Here is a 14,314-nt window from a genome sequence, read left to right on the forward strand (position 1 = left end):
GTAGGCAAAGAGGGTTACGCGTCCTGAATCTGCTTATGGCGTTTCTGCATCTTCTTGAGGATACGGTCACGCTTGAGCGGCGACAGATAATCAACAAACAGCACGCCTTCAAGGTGGTCGTACTCATGCTGAATACAGTGCGCCAGCAGGCCTTCGGCCTCTAGCTCGTAGGCATCGCCATTGCGATCCAGCGCGTTGAGCTGCACTTTGAGATAGCGGGGCACTTCGGCGTAGTAGTCAGTAATCGATAGGCAGCCTTCTGATAAAGGCTCTTTTTCATCGCCAATCGCGGTATAGCGTGGATTGATGAGCACCAGCGGCTGGGAGTTGTCGTCGCTGACATCCATGACGACGACCCGACGATGGACATCGATCTGGGTCGCGGCTAGACCGATACCGCGGGCGTCATACATGGTCTCCAGCATATCGTCGACGAGCTTGCGCACCTCATCGTCAACGCTTTCCACCGCAGCAGCCTTGGTGCGCAGGCGCTCATCGGGGAATTCAAGAATAGGAAGTTTGGCCATGACGTTACAATCACCGTTATGCTGAGTCTGAATTAAGTCAAGCTAGGCAGTGACGAGAGTCGCTTAACCTAGGTACTTTATGATGGGTCACTATATCATGCTGTCAATGTTTCTGGGCATAAGCGGCCAAGGCGCATAGCGTCTAATCATCAACATAAGAACCCTTCTATGCACCTTTTTAGGGGAGAGCAGGATGGCGGCAAAACAACACGCCTACCGGGGGGCATTTAGTGGTTTGCTGCTGAGTGCAGTGTTGCTGGTGAGTAGCGATGTCGCCGCGTGGGAGCGTGATCAGCAGGTGGTTAAACTTTCACCGCAGGTGCGTACTTTGCCCCATCGTGAAGCGATTGAGCCAATCGCTGTGGAAGAAGCGCAGGCCTTTCTGCGCCAACACCGCGTTGTGGATGATGCCGATGCGTTGCAGGAGCTGGCTTACATAGTGGCCGGGGATGATCGCCGTCTGATCAGCGGCGCGGGGGACAGGTTATATGTGCGTGGTGAGGTGCCGCGTCATGGCCAGGTGGGCATCTACCGGCAGTCGGAATCCTACCAAGCCATGGATGGCACGCCACTTGGCTTGGAGCTGATTAATGTGGGTGTCGCACGGCATGTCAGCAGCGACGGCGGTATTACTCAGCTTGAGGTGCTGAGGTCTCATCAGGAGGTGCGCGTAAACGATATTATTTTGCCGCTAGAAGAGCGTGCGCTAAGCACCGAGCTTATGCCCCACGCGCCGCTGAATACGCTTGAAGGGCACATTATCGGTGTGCCCGGTGGGGTGCGTTTTATCGGCCGCTTTCAGATCGTTACCCTTGATCTTGGCACGCTGGATGGCCTGCAGGCGGGCCATGTGCTGCGAGTTAATCAGCAGGGTGAGTTGGTCAATGACCCGCGCACCCAGGAGCTGGTTCAATTGCCTAGCAGTGAAGCGGGTAGCGTTATGGTGTTTAGGCCTTATGATCACGTCAGCTACGCTTTAGTGATGCAGGCATCGCGAGTGCTGGAAGTGGGTGATCAAGTTGAGTCACCGGCTAACTAACGGCTGGCAACACAAATAATGCGCTTATTAAGGAGGGTGTATGGACGCCCAGGAGTGGTTGGTGGTCAATGCGTTGCCTGGGATGGGCGCGCTGCGTATAGCGCAGTTGGTAGCCCGCCAGCCACAGTGGCCGGAGGGCTGGTTGGCTGCACTGCCCAGCCGAGCGGCTAGCGAGCTGCGCCTATGGCTTGAACACCCCACCCGTAGTCCACTACAAGGTGTCGTCAATGAGACCCTGGCGTGGCAACAAGGCGGCTCCGCACGGCATGTCCTGCATCGTGACCATCCCGCTTGGCCTGAGCTGTTAAATGAACTGCCTGACCCGCCTGCAGTGCTCTGGGCCCAGGGGGACATTAGCGCGCTTGAAGGTCCCAAGCTTGCCATGGTGGGCACTCGTCGTCCTACCGGCGAAGGCACCCACAACGCCCAAACGTTTGCCCGAGATCTTGTCCGCCGCGGCTGGTGTGTAGTCAGCGGCATGGCGTTAGGGGTTGACGGTGTGGCCCAGCGTACTGCGTTGAATGCGGAAGGAAGCACGGTTGCCGTACTCGGCTGCGGCGTGGATGTAATCTACCCTGCCTCAAACCGCGATCTTCACGAGCAGCTCAGTCGTTTGCCCGGCGGACTGCTGCTGTCAGAACACCCGCCGGGTACCCTGGCGCGCCCAGCATTTTTTCCACGCCGTAATAGAATCATTACCGGTCTCTCGCTTGGCACCCTGGTGGTCGAAGCGACCGAAAAAAGCGGTTCACTGGTCAGCGCCCGGCTCACCTTAGAGCAAAATCGCGAGCTGTTTGTGCTCCCGGGGTCGCTGCACAACGTGCAGGCCCGCGGCTGCTTGTCACTACTACGCCAGGGGAGCGCTCATCTGGCCTGTAACGTCGACGATATCATTGCTGATCTCGGCCACTGGGCGGAGGCGTTTATCCCGCCCGAGGGCCCCTTTCAGCAACCGTTATCCGCCATGGCAGAACAACCGACTAAAGAAGCGTCGCAAGCGGATAGCTTGCCCGACCCATTATTAACCTCTCTATCGGCCACGCCAACGCCTCTCGATTCACTGGTAGCTTTTACCGGCGCATCGGTCAGCGACTGCCAGCAGCGCCTGCTTATGCTGGAGTTGGACGGCTGGGTAAGCCAGCAGGCGGGAGGCTGGGTGCGGCTACCGCGCTCATGATAGGATGCGGCTATTAACGGCATGTTCGAGGAGAGGCCATGAGTTTGTCTACCGATCTAGCGCCTGCGATTAGCGCGCTGCGTGATGGGGGCGTCATTGCCTGCCCCTCCGAAGCGGTTTGGGGGCTTAGCTGCGACCCGGAAAATGACGAAGCGTTAGCGCTCCTGATGCGTATAAAACAGCGCGATCCGGCGAAGGGCGTCATTCTGGTTGCCGCGAGTATCGAGCAGTTTCAACCCTGGCTGAATCAACTTCCGTTAGCACTACACGCGCCGCTGGCCGCCAGCTGGCCGGGCCCAAACACTTGGTTAGTGCCCGATAATGGCCGCAGCCATGGGCTGGTGCGCGGAGCCCACGAGCGCGTAGCGCTACGCGTTACTGACCACCCGCTAATGAAAGCGCTGTGTGAGGCGTTCGGTGGCCCGCTGGTCTCCACCTCTGCCAACCGTGCTGGCGAGCCTCCCGCCATGAGCGCCGCTGAGATTACGGAAATCTTTGGCGATGAAGTCGCCTATGTCGTGGAAGGCGCGCTAGGCGGCGACGCCAGCCCCAGTACCATCAGGGACTTGGCCACCGGTAGAATCATGCGCCCCTAACAATCTATCAATTCACTATTCACTATTCACTATTCACTATTCACGCATCACTACTCACTATTTAATTTACCCCTTAGGAGTTACCGTGGCCCACGAGCACCTTGATGACGTTAAACGCTACCTTCTTGATCTGCAGGAACGGCTCTGCGCTGGTTTGGCGAAAGCCGATGGCACTGGCCAGTTCCAAGAGGATAGTTGGCAGCGTGCAGAGGGCGGCGGTGGACGTTCGCGGGTGATGACCCATGGTGGCGTGTTTGAAAAAGGCGGCGTCAACTTCTCCCATGTCTATGGCGCTCAGCTGCCGCCTTCGGCAACCGCTGCGCGCCCTGAACTGACTGGGCGCAGCTTTCACGCAGTGGGCGTTTCCTGGGTATTGCACCCGGAAAACCCGCATGTGCCGACCAGCCATGGCAACGTGCGCTTCTTTATTGCCGAGAAAGTCGGCGAGCCGCCGGTGTGGTGGTTTGGCGGCGGCTTTGACTTAACGCCGTTTTATCCCGTGATGGAAGATGTGGTGCACTGGCACCGAGTGGCAAAAGCCGCCTGTGATCCCTTTGGCGATGACGTTTATGCGCGTTACAAAGCCTGGTGCGATGAGTACTTCTACCTCAAGCATCGCGATGAAACCCGCGGTGTGGGCGGACTGTTTTTCGACGATTTAAACGCAGGTGAGTTTGCCGACTGTTTTGCCATGCAGCGTGCAGTGGGCGACAGCTTTCTGGAAGCTTACCTGCCCATCGTCGAGCGGCGTAAAAACGACGCCTGGGGCGTTCGCGAGCGCGATTTTCAGCTCTACCGCCGTGGCCGCTACGTGGAGTTCAACTTGGTGTGGGATCGCGGCACGCTGTTCGGCCTGCAGAGCGGCGGGCGCACCGAATCCATTTTGATGTCGATGCCGCCGCTGGCGCGCTGGGAGTATGCCTTTGAGCCAGCGCCGGGTAGCGCTGAGATGCGTTTGCAGGATTTCTTACAGCCCCGGGACTGGCTTGGCGAATTTGCTGAAACGATGGAAGAATCATCATGACCGATCGCTACTGCGTGTTTGGCAACCCCGTTAAGCACTCCAAATCCCCGCAGATCCACGCTGAGTTTGCCCATCAAACGGCACAAGCAATTGAGTACAGCGCCGAAGAAGCGGCGCTGGATGGCTTCGCTGGTGCCTGGCGCGCCTTTATCGACGCGGGCGGGCGTGGTGCCAACGTGACTGTGCCGTTCAAAGGCGATGCCTTCGCGCTGTGCGATACCTTGAGCCACCGCGCCCGTCGGGCAGGGGCGGTCAATACGCTGATCCTGGGTGGCAATGGCCGTACCTACGGCGATACTACCGATGGCATTGGCCTAGTGCGCGACTTGGCCTATCACCGCGTGGCGTTAGCGGGAAAGCGTGTGTTGGTGATAGGGGCCGGCGGCGCCGTGCGCGGTATTCTAGAGCCACTGCTTGGCGAGCAGCCCAGCGAAGTCGTCGTGGTTAATCGCACCGCTGCCAAAGCCGAGCAGTTGGCCAGCGATTTTGCCGATCTGGGAAGCATCCGTGGCGGTGGTTTTGACACCGTCAGTGGCGTCTTTGATGTCGTGATTAACGGCACCAGCGCCAGCCTTACGGGTGAGTTGCCGCCGCTTCCTGATGAACTCTTTGCCGCCAACGCCTGGGCTTATGACATGATGTACGGGGTCGAACCGACGGTATTTTTACAGTGGGCCGGCCCACGCGGTGCGAAACTGCTAGACGGTTTGGGCATGCTGGTCGAGCAGGCTGCCGAATCGTTTTTCCTGTGGCGCAATGTACGCCCCGATACGGCACCCGTGCGTGAAATGCTGCGCCAGTCGCTTAACTATTTATAAATGCGTCAATAAGTGCGGCAATTAATGCATTAATAACGGCGTCAGCAATACTGCAAAAAGAGCGGGGGCGGATAATGTATCCGCCCCCGCTTTTTATCTATACCGCTAAATATGCCGCTAAAAATGCTTCACTTGGCGCGTTTTACGTACAGCCCCACTGTACAGCCCCACTGTGCACACTACTAGACCTACCACCGAGAGCAGCATGCCGCCATTGACGAGCAGCGGCGAGCGCTGCAGCCAGGAGACGAAGGGTTGCGGGGTCTCCCGGCAGACGCTTTCAATGTAGTCCCAGTGGCCGCCATCAAGCTGGCAGGCGCGTACATCATTCAGCTCCCAGAAATACACGCCCATCAGCACAAACAGTGGCAGTACCAGCAGCAATAATCCCAGCTTAATCATTTAAACCTCAAGGCTGCCGTTAAGGGCGCGGGCAGTTGGGTGTACGGCCATTGCTGCGGGCTTGCTCATAAAGCGCCAGGGCTTGATCCATATTGCCTTGTAGGCCTTCAATGCGCTGGCCTTGGCCTGGGTGGGTCGACATCCACTCGGGCGGTGCGCCGCCACCTGAGGCAGCCTGCATATTGTTCCACAAGGTGACGCTTTCACGTGGGTCGAAGCCTGCTTGCGCCATTAGGTCCAGGCCAATGACGTCAGCCTCACTTTCATGAGCCCGCGAGAACGGCAACACGATGCCGTACTGCGCGCCCATGCCCAGTACGCCCATTAGCTGCTGCCCCCCGGCTGACTGCATGCCCGAAGTGCTGGAGATTACCGACAAGCCAAGCGACGTGGCGCTCTCGGTAGAGGCGCGCTCGTTAGCATGATTGGCTAGCACGTGACCAATTTCGTGCCCCACGACGGAGGCCAGCTGGTCTTGGCTAGTGGCAATATCCAGCATGCCGGTATTCACGCCCATATAGCCGCCGGGCAGAGCGAAGGCGTTGGGCTGCTCCGATTCAAACACGCGGATTTGCCAGTCTAGCTGCTGCTGTTCGGCGGGGAGCTCCGTCACGATGGCGTCGGCAATACACTGCACATAGCGGTGGCTGGCCTGGCCAGCCGAGGGCAGTTCCTGCTGATATTGAGTGAACGCCTGACGGCCCATCTCATTCAATTCGCTGTCAGACAGCAGCAACAGCTGCGAGCGCCCGGTGGGCGAGGTAGTACAAGCGGCGATAGACGCGCATAGCGCGGTAACAGCGAGAGGGCGAAGCCAGCGCATGAGACGGTTTCCTTTTAGACGTATGGGGTTCTTGCTCACAAGATAACCGCTGATAGCAGTAAATCAATCCTTCTTATCATAACCTACCTAGAGGATGAGTATGGAGGCTGAACCAAGCAGCCACTTGAATAACCAATAGGTAAGCAATATTAGCGGGTTAACAAAGAAGTTTAGCGACGGCTCTTGCGCGCCTCTTTGGTGCGGGTAAGCTCGCGCTTCTTGGCTTTCTCTTTATCACTGGCGCCTGCCATGCTATCGAACGGGTTGCTACCCGAACGAAACTCAAAGCGAATCGGCGTGCCGCGCACCTTGAGCACCTTGCGGAAGGTGTTCGTCAGATAGCGGCGATAGGCCTCTGGCAGCGACTCGGTTTGGTTGCCGTGGACGACGATAATCGGCGGATTGCTGCCGCCCTGGTGAGCCATGCGCAGCTTAATGCGCCGCCCGTGTACCATCGGCGGTGGATTTTGACTGACCGCATCTTGCAGCAGGGTGGTTAAACGGTTGGTCGACCAGTGAGCGTTAGCGGCGTTAAAGGCGCGATCAATCGAGGGGTAAAGATCGCCCACTGCCGTGCCGTGCAGGGCAGAGATAAAGTGCAGCTCGGCGTAATCGGCAAAGCCTAGGCGGCGTTTTACCTCGCTGCGCATTTTATCCTTGGCTTCGCTCTCTAAGCCGTCCCACTTATTCACCGCCAGCACCAGCGCCCGACCGGTGGTTAATACGTAGTCGAGCAGATGCAGATCCTGCTCCACCAAACCGCTGGAGCCATCCAGTACCATGATCACTACATGGGACTCTTTGATCGCATCCAGGGTCTTGATAATGGAGAATTTCTCGGCGATTTCGCGCACGTTCTTACGCCGCCGGATGCCCGCGGTATCGATCAGTACGTAGGACTTACCGCGGCGCTCGAAGGGAATTTCGATAGCATCGCGGGTGGTGCCCGCTTCATCAAAGACCACCACCCGGTCTTCGCCAAGCAAGCGATTGACCAGGGTCGATTTGCCCACGTTAGGTCGGCCAATGACGCCGATGCGCACGCCTTTGCTGCCAGTGTCGGCGGGGATGCTGGCATCACGCTCGGGAAACGGTTCGAGTACCACGTCAATCAGGGTAGAAACGTTGCGCCCGTGGGCGGCAGCAATCGGCCAAGGATCGCCTAGGCCGAGCGACCAAAAGTCGCCCATCGCCGAGTGCTCTTCCAACCCGTCGGTTTTATTCACCACCAGCCAGGTTTTTTTCTGGTTAACCCGCAGGTGGTTGGCAATTGCCTGGTCAGCGGCGATAAGGCCGGCGCGGGCGTCGACCATAAATAGCACAATATCGGCTTCATCAATGGCGGCGAGTGACTGCTCCGCCATGGCGGCGTCGATACCCTCTTCGTCGCCGCTGATGCCGCCGGTGTCAATCACCGTATAGACTTTGTCGCCCAGCATGCCGTTGCCATACTTGCGGTCGCGGGTGAGGCCAGGAAAGTCGGCCACCAGTGCATCACGCGAGCGCGTTAGGCGGTTAAACAACGTCGACTTACCCACATTGGGGCGACCGACTAAAGCAATGACGGGTGTCATGGAGTTACTTCCAGGGTTTCCAGGCGACCATTGTTGGCCTGGGCATGAATGGTGCTGCCTTCAGTGACCGGGCGTACGCTGATGCCCGAACTGTGTACGCGAGTGCGACCCACGATGTTGCCTTCGCGAGCGTCGATCAGGTGAAGATAACCGTCAAAATCGCCGAACACTAAACGTCCATCGGCAAAGGCGGGGGCGGTCAACCAACGATCTTCAAGATCGTCATTGCGCCAAACCGCTTGGCCGCTGTTGGCATCTAACGCGACGACTTCGCTGTTATCGGTAACCACAAACAGCAGGTCACCGACTAGAATCGGGGTGTGACGGCTGGAGATATCGGCTTCCCAGAGCAAATTGCCTTGGGTGGCTTCCAGCGCTACCACGCGACCGTTGTAACTGGTCACAAAAAGGCGGCCGTCAGGGCTAATAATCGGCTGGCCTGAAAGATCGACCAGGCGTTCTACTTCGCTGCGCCCGCGGGGCGTGGCTACCTGCATATCCCATAGCGGTTGGCCGCTGCGGTTATCCAGGGTGGCCAAGCGGCCGTTAGCCAGGCCGACAAAGCTGACCGGATCGATCACCATCGGCGTACCGGAGCCGCGCAGCGTTAACGACGGCTGCGAACTGGTATACACCCAGTACTCTTCGCCAGTGACGCGGTCCAAGGCAGTCACGCGGCCATCAACGCTTTGTACCACCAGCAACTGCTGGTTTGCCTGCGGTGCGGCCAGCACTTCGCTGGAGACCCGCGAGCGCCAGCTTTCGCTGCCATCACGCTGGTTCAGAGCGATCACTTCGCCATTACCGGTGGCCAGGTAAACCTGCCCGGCAATTGCCGTTAATGCGCTGGAAATAGACGTATCAAGATCAATTTCCCACTCGACGTCGCCGCTATCGGCATTCATCGCCATGACCACGCCTTCGACGTCCGCGGCAAATACGCTGTCGCCTTCACGGGCGGGGGCAATCGGGTAGCGCTGATGGCCTAAGCCTTCACCAATGGTGCGCCGCCACTGGGTATTCAACGAGGAGGTCTCATCGAAGCTGCGCAGCTCTTTGGGGGTATAAGCCGGCTCGCCTTTGCTGGCACAACCCACCAGCAGTGCCAGCGTTAACGCGCTTAAACTTGCCCGCAATAGCGGTTTTGAGATATTCATCATTGTGTTGCCTCCTCAGCGCCGAGGTCGTCAAGCTTGAGCTGCACGCCGTAAAGCGGTTGGTCTTGGGTTTGCGATACGTCCATAGCGGTTTGCCACGCGTCACGGGCTGCCTCTGTGTCACCTTGGGCAGCAAGCGCATCGCCACGCACGTTTGCCTGCTGGGCGGCTAACGCGTCGCTAATGGGCTCGTCTAACAGCGCTAAGGCTTGTGTCGGGTTGCCATCAGCGAGCTCCACCCGTGCCAAGCGCAGCCAAGCAAGGCTCTGCACATAGCGGCGCGAAGATTCGCTGGCAACGTTTTCCAGCGCGGTTCTCGCGCCTTCCAAATCGCCTTGCTGAACGGCTAAACGGGCATCAAGCAGCAGGGCAAGTTCCGCGTACAGCGTGTCGCCATGCTCGTCGTTTAGTTCGCTGACCATCTCACGCGCGCTGGCCAATGCATCTTCGCCAAGCTCGTTGGCGGAGGTCATATTGACAATCTGCTGGTAGCGCATGGAGGCGGCTTCTGACTGGCCCTGTTGATAGTTCTGCCAGGCATTCCAACCGAACACGCCCGCCGCAGCCAGCACTACGCCGGCAATCAACGACATCCCGTTCTCTTTCCACCAGCGCTTGACGGCGTCTAGCTGCTCTTCTTCGCTTCTCAGCTCCACCACGGGCGGGCTCCTGTTTTCTAAGTACTTATTTCTCTAAGTTCGTATCTACGTTAGCTAAGGCCGTATACACAAACCATCGGGTTAGCCTGCAGGGCTTATGCGTTAGCTGTTAAAAGCTCGCGCAGTGTGCTCGCTAAAGTGGCTAATGGCACACGCTGCTGTTCGCGGTCATCGCGTAGAAACTTGAGGGTCGCTGACTGCGCCATCATTTCATCCTCGCCGAGCAGGATCGCCATTGAGGCATCACTTTTATCGGCTTTTTTGATCCGGCTTTTGAAACTGCCGCCACCGCAGTGTAGCTGTAAACGCAGTTCAGGCAGTTCGCCGCGCAGCTGTTCAGCCAGAGTAATGGCCGCCGTGGTAGCGTTGTCGTCCATCGGTAGCACAAAAACATCGCAACCACCGAGAGCGTCCTCAGGGAACAGCTCAAGGGTGTCGAGCAATAGAATCAGCCGTTCGATACCCATGGCAAAGCCCACCGCTGGGGTAGGTTTGCCGCCCAGCTGTTCGACCAAACCGTCGTAACGACCACCAGCGCAAACGGTGCCTTGGCTGCCCAGCGCGGTAGTGGTCCACTCGAACACCGTGCGGCAGTAGTAGTCGAGCCCGCGTACTAAGCGCGGGTTGATCACGTAGCTAATGCCCGCTGCTTCAAGCATCTTGGTAAGTTGCTCAAAGTGCACGCGGGACTCGGCGTCCAGGTGGTCCATCAGCTGCGGCGCAGCGTCAAGCATCTCGGCCATGGCTGGGTTCTTGGAGTCAAGAATGCGCAGCGGGTTGCTGGTTAATCGGCGCTTGGAGTCTTCATCGAGCACCTCATGGTGCTGTTCAAAGTAGGCTACCAGCGTATCTCGATAGGCCGCCCGCGCCTCAGAGGAACCCAGCGAATTAAGCTCGAGGGTGACGTGTTCCATCAATCCCAGCTCTTGCCACAGGCGAGCCGAAAGCAGGATCACCTCGGCGTCGATATCTGGACCATCAAAACCGAAGGCCTCAATGCCAATCTGGTGAAACTGGCGGTAGCGGCCTTTTTGCGGGCGTTCGTAGCGGAACATCGGGCCCTGGTACCACAGCCGTTGGGTTTGGTTATACAGCAGGCCGTGCTCCATGGCCGCGCGCACACAGCTGGCAGTACCTTCGGGGCGCAGCGTCAGGCTCTCGCTGTTACGATCGTCAAAGGTGTACATCTCTTTTTCGACGATATCGGTGACTTCACCAATCGAGCGGGCAAACAGCGCCGTTTGCTCAACGATAGGCGTGCGGATTTCGTTGAAACCGTAGCGCAGCATTAGCTGGCGTACTTTGGCTTCAAAAAATTGCCAGCGCGGGCTGTCGGCAGGCAATAGGTCGTTCATACCACGAATGGCTTGAACCTTTTTAACGGCGGACTTGCTCAATGAAAACTCCTCAGTACTGCCAACATAGTTCTGCCAACAGACGCTGCGCGTGCTGGCTGGCAGCTAGCCCCAGTGTGAATTAAACGCTGCGGGCAATCATAGCGTCTTGCTGCTGCTGTTTTTCGCGCACTTTGTCGCGAATCAGCCGCTCCAGGTCGTCTACCAAGTGGTCGTTGCGCAGCTTGCTGGTAGGCTTGCCGTCGATATACACCAAGTTGGCAGGGCTGCCGCCGGTGAGGCCGATATCGGTCTCTTTGGCTTCGCCGGGGCCGTTGACTACGCAGCCGATCACCGAGACGTTGAGCGGGGTCATAACGTCTTCCAACCGCTCTTCGAGCTGATTCATAGTGCTAATAACGTCAAAGTTTTGGCGCGAGCAGCTGGGGCAGGCAATAAAGTTAATACCCTTAGAGCGCAGCTTAAGGCTTCTGAGCATATCAAAGCCGACTTTAATCTCTTCCACCGGGTCTGCCGCCAGCGATACGCGAATCGTGTCGCCGATGCCATCCATCAGTAGCATGCCCAGGCCAATCGAGGATTTGACCGTGCCCGAGCGCAGTCCACCGGCTTCGGTAATACCTAAGTGCAGCGGTTGTTCAATACGCGCCGCCAAGTCACGGTAGGCGGCCACGGCCATAAACACATCCGAGGCTTTTACGCTGACTTTAAACTCGGGGAAGTCGAGGCGGTCAAGATAGTCGATGTGGCGCATGGCAGATTCCACCAGCGCCGCTGGCGTGGGTTCGCCATATTTTTTCTGCAAATCTTTTTCCAACGAGCCGGCGTTGACGCCGATGCGAATTGGAATGCCGTTGTCTCTGGCTGCGCTGACAACGGCGCGCACGCGGTCTTCGCGGCCGATGTTGCCAGGGTTGATACGCAGGCAGTCGACGCCTAACTCGGCGACGCGCAGGGCAATTTTGTAATCAAAATGAATGTCGGCAACGAGCGGTACATTGACCAGCTTTTTGATCTGACCAAAGGTCTCGGCGGCGTCCATGTCGGGGACCGAGACGCGCACAATATCGGCACCGGCTTGTTCCAACTGCTGGATTTGCGCCACGGTAGCGGCCACATCCAGGGTGTCGGTGTTGGTCATGCTTTGAACGGCAATAGGGGCATCACCGCCCACCGCGACGTTTCCGACCTGAATCTGGCGGGAATGGCGGCGTTTTATCGGAGAAGGGGCGTGCATAGGACGGGTCACTCTCCCAGGGTAAATCGGGCAACATTGTTGGCGCCTGCACGGGCGGGAAGGTCGACTTCCTCGCCTTGGTAGCGCAGTTCGACGCCGGTGGCATTGCCCACGGTTAAACGAAAGGGCGGCTCGCCTTCGACGCTTGTCGAGGTGCCAGGCGTTTGCAGGCCAACGAAGACGCGCTGATTGTTGGCATCAAAAATTTCAGTCCACGACTGCTCGTTAAACGTTAGCTCAAGGACATTGGCATTGGCGGTCTCAGCCGCGGCAGTTTGCTCGCTATCCGCGCTGTTTTGTTCTTCATTAGCCTGTTCTTCACTGGGCTGGTCAGTACCGCTCAGCTCGGCGTTTTCAGCGGCAGTGTTGGCGGTATCGTTATCACTCTCCTGCGGGCGCTCGTCAAGGCTAGCAATGGCGTCTGCATTTTCTTCACTGCTTGACGCCGGTGCTTCTGCAGCCGAAGGCATGACGTTGGTGGCATTGCTTGGCAGCGACGCGCTTTCGTTACCGCTGGTGAAGCTAGAGCTTGCTTCGCCGCTCTCGTCTGCAGGCTCGGCTGGCTCGCTGGCGGTTTCTTCGGTCGAGGTCGCGCCAACGTTCGGCGGCTCATTGCCGCCGCGGCTTTGCCACCACATCACGGTCACCGCAATCAGCCCTACAATCACTAGTAGGGTCACCAGCTTGAACAGCCAGTCACCCACGCGTGAAGGCGGCTTGACAGTGGAAACCATAGTCACTTTGCGTTCGGTATCAGTCGTGCCATTGTGAGCTTGGTACGCCTCAAGCACTAAGCGGTCATCCATGTCGAGGTATTTTGCGTAAGCGCGCAGGTAGCCGCGCCGATAAGCGGCGACGGGGATTTCTTGATAGTTATCCTGCTCAAGCCCTGCCACCACCGCGGGGCGCAGATTTAACGCCCGAGCAGCATCGGCGAGTGGAACACCAAGCTGCTCGCGCTGGCGAGATAGAAGTTCACCGGGGGTGGCGGTGGTGTTAGGGCTACCAATGACGTTTTCTTGTGACTGTGTATCGCTCATGGCTGAGCATCCTTCATTAAATAAGCGGTGATCAGGGCGTTAATTAATCAGTCGTTGCCAAGCAGGCGCTGGTAGTCGGCGGCAGCACTGTGCGCGCCGCGCGCTTGGGCGATATCAACCGCCATTTCCAATGCTGCTTGGTTGGGCTCGGCGAGCTGCAAATAGGTTTGCAGAGGTGCCCAGGCCTGAGGGTAATGGCCCTGCGAATATTCGAGTTCGGCTAACATTAAATAACCGCGTGGATTACGCGGATCAATACTTTGCGCACGCTCTAATCGAGCGCGCGCTTTAGCGAATTCTTCCAGCGCCAGGTAACACTGCCCTAAATTAGTAAATAGCTGGGCACGGTTGGCGTACTGGGCATCCTGGGATGCGATTTCTAACTGTTCACAGGCGACGTCGAGTTTACCTTGGCCGAATAAGAAGGCCGCATAGTTGTTACGGGCACGGGTGAAATCCGGCTCGGCGTTAACCGCCTGTTGGAAATAATCTTCAGCAAGCGCGCTTTCGCCCTGACGCTGATAGACCAGCGCCAGCCCCTGTAACGCTTCTGCATGGCGTGGGGCAATGTCGAGTGCCCGGTCTAACGCATTGAGTGCGCGGGGTAGGTTGTCGCGCTCCAGATAGGCGACGCCAAGCTGGGTATAGGCGTCTGCCGCCGCGGGGTTGGTCTGCGGTGAGAGAGAGTTGGACGAGGCACAGCCGGCTAGCCACAGACTACCGATAAGCACGGTTAGCATGGGCACCCGTGAGGGGTGTTGGCGCCTGCGGTGAGCGATCATGTAAATCCTCTAGTTGAAAACGTCCAACGGCTAATCCAGCAATGCAAATAAAAACCGTGACCATCAAAGCGCCGTGCTAGGCGGAAGTCAAGATAAGCACGGTT

Annotated in this window: 15 protein-coding genes; 5 read left to right on the forward strand and 10 right to left on the reverse strand. The window is 57.9% G+C overall.

All coding sequences use genetic code 11. From position 1 onward, the window contains the following. Positions 1–14: 14 nt before the first annotated feature. A complete protein-coding gene (gene def, locus ACQE2I_RS02590; protein ID WP_427029952.1) occupies positions 15–527 on the reverse strand; it encodes a peptide deformylase in 513 nt (170 codons plus the stop codon). 193 nt (positions 528–720) lie between these two features. Between def and ACQE2I_RS02595 the strand changes: the two genes are divergently transcribed. The 5 genes from ACQE2I_RS02595 (at position 721) to aroE (ending at position 5,181) form a co-directional block, all read left to right on the forward strand. After that, on the forward strand, positions 721–1,566 hold the full coding sequence (locus tag ACQE2I_RS02595; RefSeq protein ID WP_427029953.1) for a peptidoglycan-binding protein: 846 nt from the start codon (positions 721–723) through the stop codon (positions 1,564–1,566). A gap of 40 nt (positions 1,567–1,606) precedes the next feature. Continuing rightward, a complete protein-coding gene (dprA, locus tag ACQE2I_RS02600) occupies positions 1,607–2,743 on the forward strand; it encodes a DNA-processing protein DprA (RefSeq protein ID WP_427029954.1) in 1,137 nt (378 codons plus the stop codon). 38 nt (positions 2,744–2,781) lie between these two features. Then, positions 2,782–3,339: an L-threonylcarbamoyladenylate synthase gene (locus ACQE2I_RS02605; RefSeq protein WP_427029955.1), complete on the forward strand. Its 558-nt coding sequence runs from the start codon at positions 2,782–2,784 to the stop codon at positions 3,337–3,339. Between the two features lie 85 nt (positions 3,340–3,424). Then, positions 3,425–4,363, forward strand: a complete 939-nt coding sequence (gene hemF, locus ACQE2I_RS02610; RefSeq protein WP_427029956.1) for an oxygen-dependent coproporphyrinogen oxidase — start codon at positions 3,425–3,427, stop codon at positions 4,361–4,363. Beyond that, the gene (aroE, locus tag ACQE2I_RS02615; RefSeq protein ID WP_427029957.1) at positions 4,360–5,181 is read left to right on the forward strand and encodes a shikimate dehydrogenase; all 822 of its coding nucleotides are present in this window, start codon (positions 4,360–4,362) and stop codon (positions 5,179–5,181) included. The genes hemF and aroE overlap by 4 nt, the downstream gene beginning before the upstream one ends. Positions 5,182–5,298: 117 nt before the next feature. Here aroE and ACQE2I_RS02620 read toward each other — a convergent pair whose 3' ends face one another. From ACQE2I_RS02620 to pilW, 9 genes are all read right to left on the reverse strand, one after another. Beyond that, positions 5,299–5,583, reverse strand: coding sequence for a hypothetical protein (locus ACQE2I_RS02620; protein ID WP_427029959.1), 285 nt, complete (start codon positions 5,581–5,583; stop codon positions 5,299–5,301). Positions 5,584–5,602: 19 nt separating this feature from the next. After that, positions 5,603–6,406, reverse strand: coding sequence for a M48 family metallopeptidase (locus ACQE2I_RS02625; protein ID WP_427029960.1), 804 nt, complete (start codon positions 6,404–6,406; stop codon positions 5,603–5,605). A 170-nt stretch (positions 6,407–6,576) separates the two neighbouring features. Continuing rightward, positions 6,577–7,980 (reverse strand): ribosome biogenesis GTPase Der, encoded by a 1,404-nt coding sequence (gene der / locus ACQE2I_RS02630; protein WP_427029961.1) that lies wholly within the window; start codon positions 7,978–7,980, stop codon positions 6,577–6,579. Then, a complete protein-coding gene (bamB, locus tag ACQE2I_RS02635; protein WP_427029962.1) occupies positions 7,977–9,140 on the reverse strand; it encodes an outer membrane protein assembly factor BamB in 1,164 nt (387 codons plus the stop codon). The genes der and bamB overlap by 4 nt, the downstream gene beginning before the upstream one ends. Then, positions 9,137–9,796 carry a YfgM family protein gene (locus ACQE2I_RS02640; RefSeq protein ID WP_427029963.1) on the reverse strand — a complete coding sequence of 220 codons (660 nt, stop codon included), beginning with the start codon at positions 9,794–9,796 and terminating at the stop codon, positions 9,137–9,139. The genes bamB and ACQE2I_RS02640 overlap by 4 nt, the downstream gene beginning before the upstream one ends. 95 nt (positions 9,797–9,891) lie before the next feature. Next, positions 9,892–11,193 carry a histidine--tRNA ligase gene (hisS, locus tag ACQE2I_RS02645; RefSeq protein ID WP_427029964.1) on the reverse strand — a complete coding sequence of 434 codons (1,302 nt, stop codon included), beginning with the start codon at positions 11,191–11,193 and terminating at the stop codon, positions 9,892–9,894. Between the two features lie 79 nt (positions 11,194–11,272). Continuing rightward, positions 11,273–12,388: a flavodoxin-dependent (E)-4-hydroxy-3-methylbut-2-enyl-diphosphate synthase gene (gene ispG / locus ACQE2I_RS02650; RefSeq protein ID WP_427029965.1), complete on the reverse strand. Its 1,116-nt coding sequence runs from the start codon at positions 12,386–12,388 to the stop codon at positions 11,273–11,275. Positions 12,389–12,396: 8 nt separating this feature from the next. After that, positions 12,397–13,428 (reverse strand): RodZ domain-containing protein, encoded by a 1,032-nt coding sequence (locus ACQE2I_RS02655; protein ID WP_427029967.1) that lies wholly within the window; start codon positions 13,426–13,428, stop codon positions 12,397–12,399. A 47-nt stretch (positions 13,429–13,475) separates the two neighbouring features. Further along, entirely contained in the window at positions 13,476–14,210 is a 735-nt protein-coding gene (gene pilW, locus ACQE2I_RS02660; RefSeq protein ID WP_427029968.1) for a type IV pilus biogenesis/stability protein PilW, read from the reverse strand. Positions 14,211–14,314: the final 104 nt, after the last annotated feature.

This window comes from Halomonas sp. H2, assembly GCF_050215315.1.
Lineage (GTDB): Bacteria > Pseudomonadota > Gammaproteobacteria > Pseudomonadales > Halomonadaceae > Vreelandella.

Excerpts from the sequence above, each read along its gene's own strand:
- ACQE2I_RS02620 (WP_427029959.1), bottom strand. The coding sequence starts at position 5,583 with ATGATTAAGCTGGGATTATTGCTGCTGGTACTGCCACTGTTTGTGCTG.
- ispG (WP_427029965.1), bottom strand. The coding sequence starts at position 12,388 with ATGCACGCCCCTTCTCCGATAAAACGCCGCCATTCCCGCCAGATTCAG.
- ACQE2I_RS02605 (WP_427029955.1), top strand. The coding sequence starts at position 2,782 with ATGAGTTTGTCTACCGATCTAGCGCCTGCGATTAGCGCGCTGCGTGAT.
- bamB (WP_427029962.1), bottom strand. The coding sequence starts at position 9,140 with ATGATGAATATCTCAAAACCGCTATTGCGGGCAAGTTTAAGCGCGTTA.
- aroE (WP_427029957.1), top strand. The coding sequence starts at position 4,360 with ATGACCGATCGCTACTGCGTGTTTGGCAACCCCGTTAAGCACTCCAAA.
- def (WP_427029952.1), bottom strand. The coding sequence starts at position 527 with ATGGCCAAACTTCCTATTCTTGAATTCCCCGATGAGCGCCTGCGCACC.
- ACQE2I_RS02595 (WP_427029953.1), top strand. The coding sequence starts at position 721 with ATGGCGGCAAAACAACACGCCTACCGGGGGGCATTTAGTGGTTTGCTG.
- ACQE2I_RS02625 (WP_427029960.1), bottom strand. The coding sequence starts at position 6,406 with ATGCGCTGGCTTCGCCCTCTCGCTGTTACCGCGCTATGCGCGTCTATC.
- der (WP_427029961.1), bottom strand. The coding sequence starts at position 7,980 with ATGACACCCGTCATTGCTTTAGTCGGTCGCCCCAATGTGGGTAAGTCG.
- pilW (WP_427029968.1), bottom strand. The coding sequence starts at position 14,210 with ATGATCGCTCACCGCAGGCGCCAACACCCCTCACGGGTGCCCATGCTA.
- ACQE2I_RS02655 (WP_427029967.1), bottom strand. The coding sequence starts at position 13,428 with ATGAGCGATACACAGTCACAAGAAAACGTCATTGGTAGCCCTAACACC.
- dprA (WP_427029954.1), top strand. The coding sequence starts at position 1,607 with ATGGACGCCCAGGAGTGGTTGGTGGTCAATGCGTTGCCTGGGATGGGC.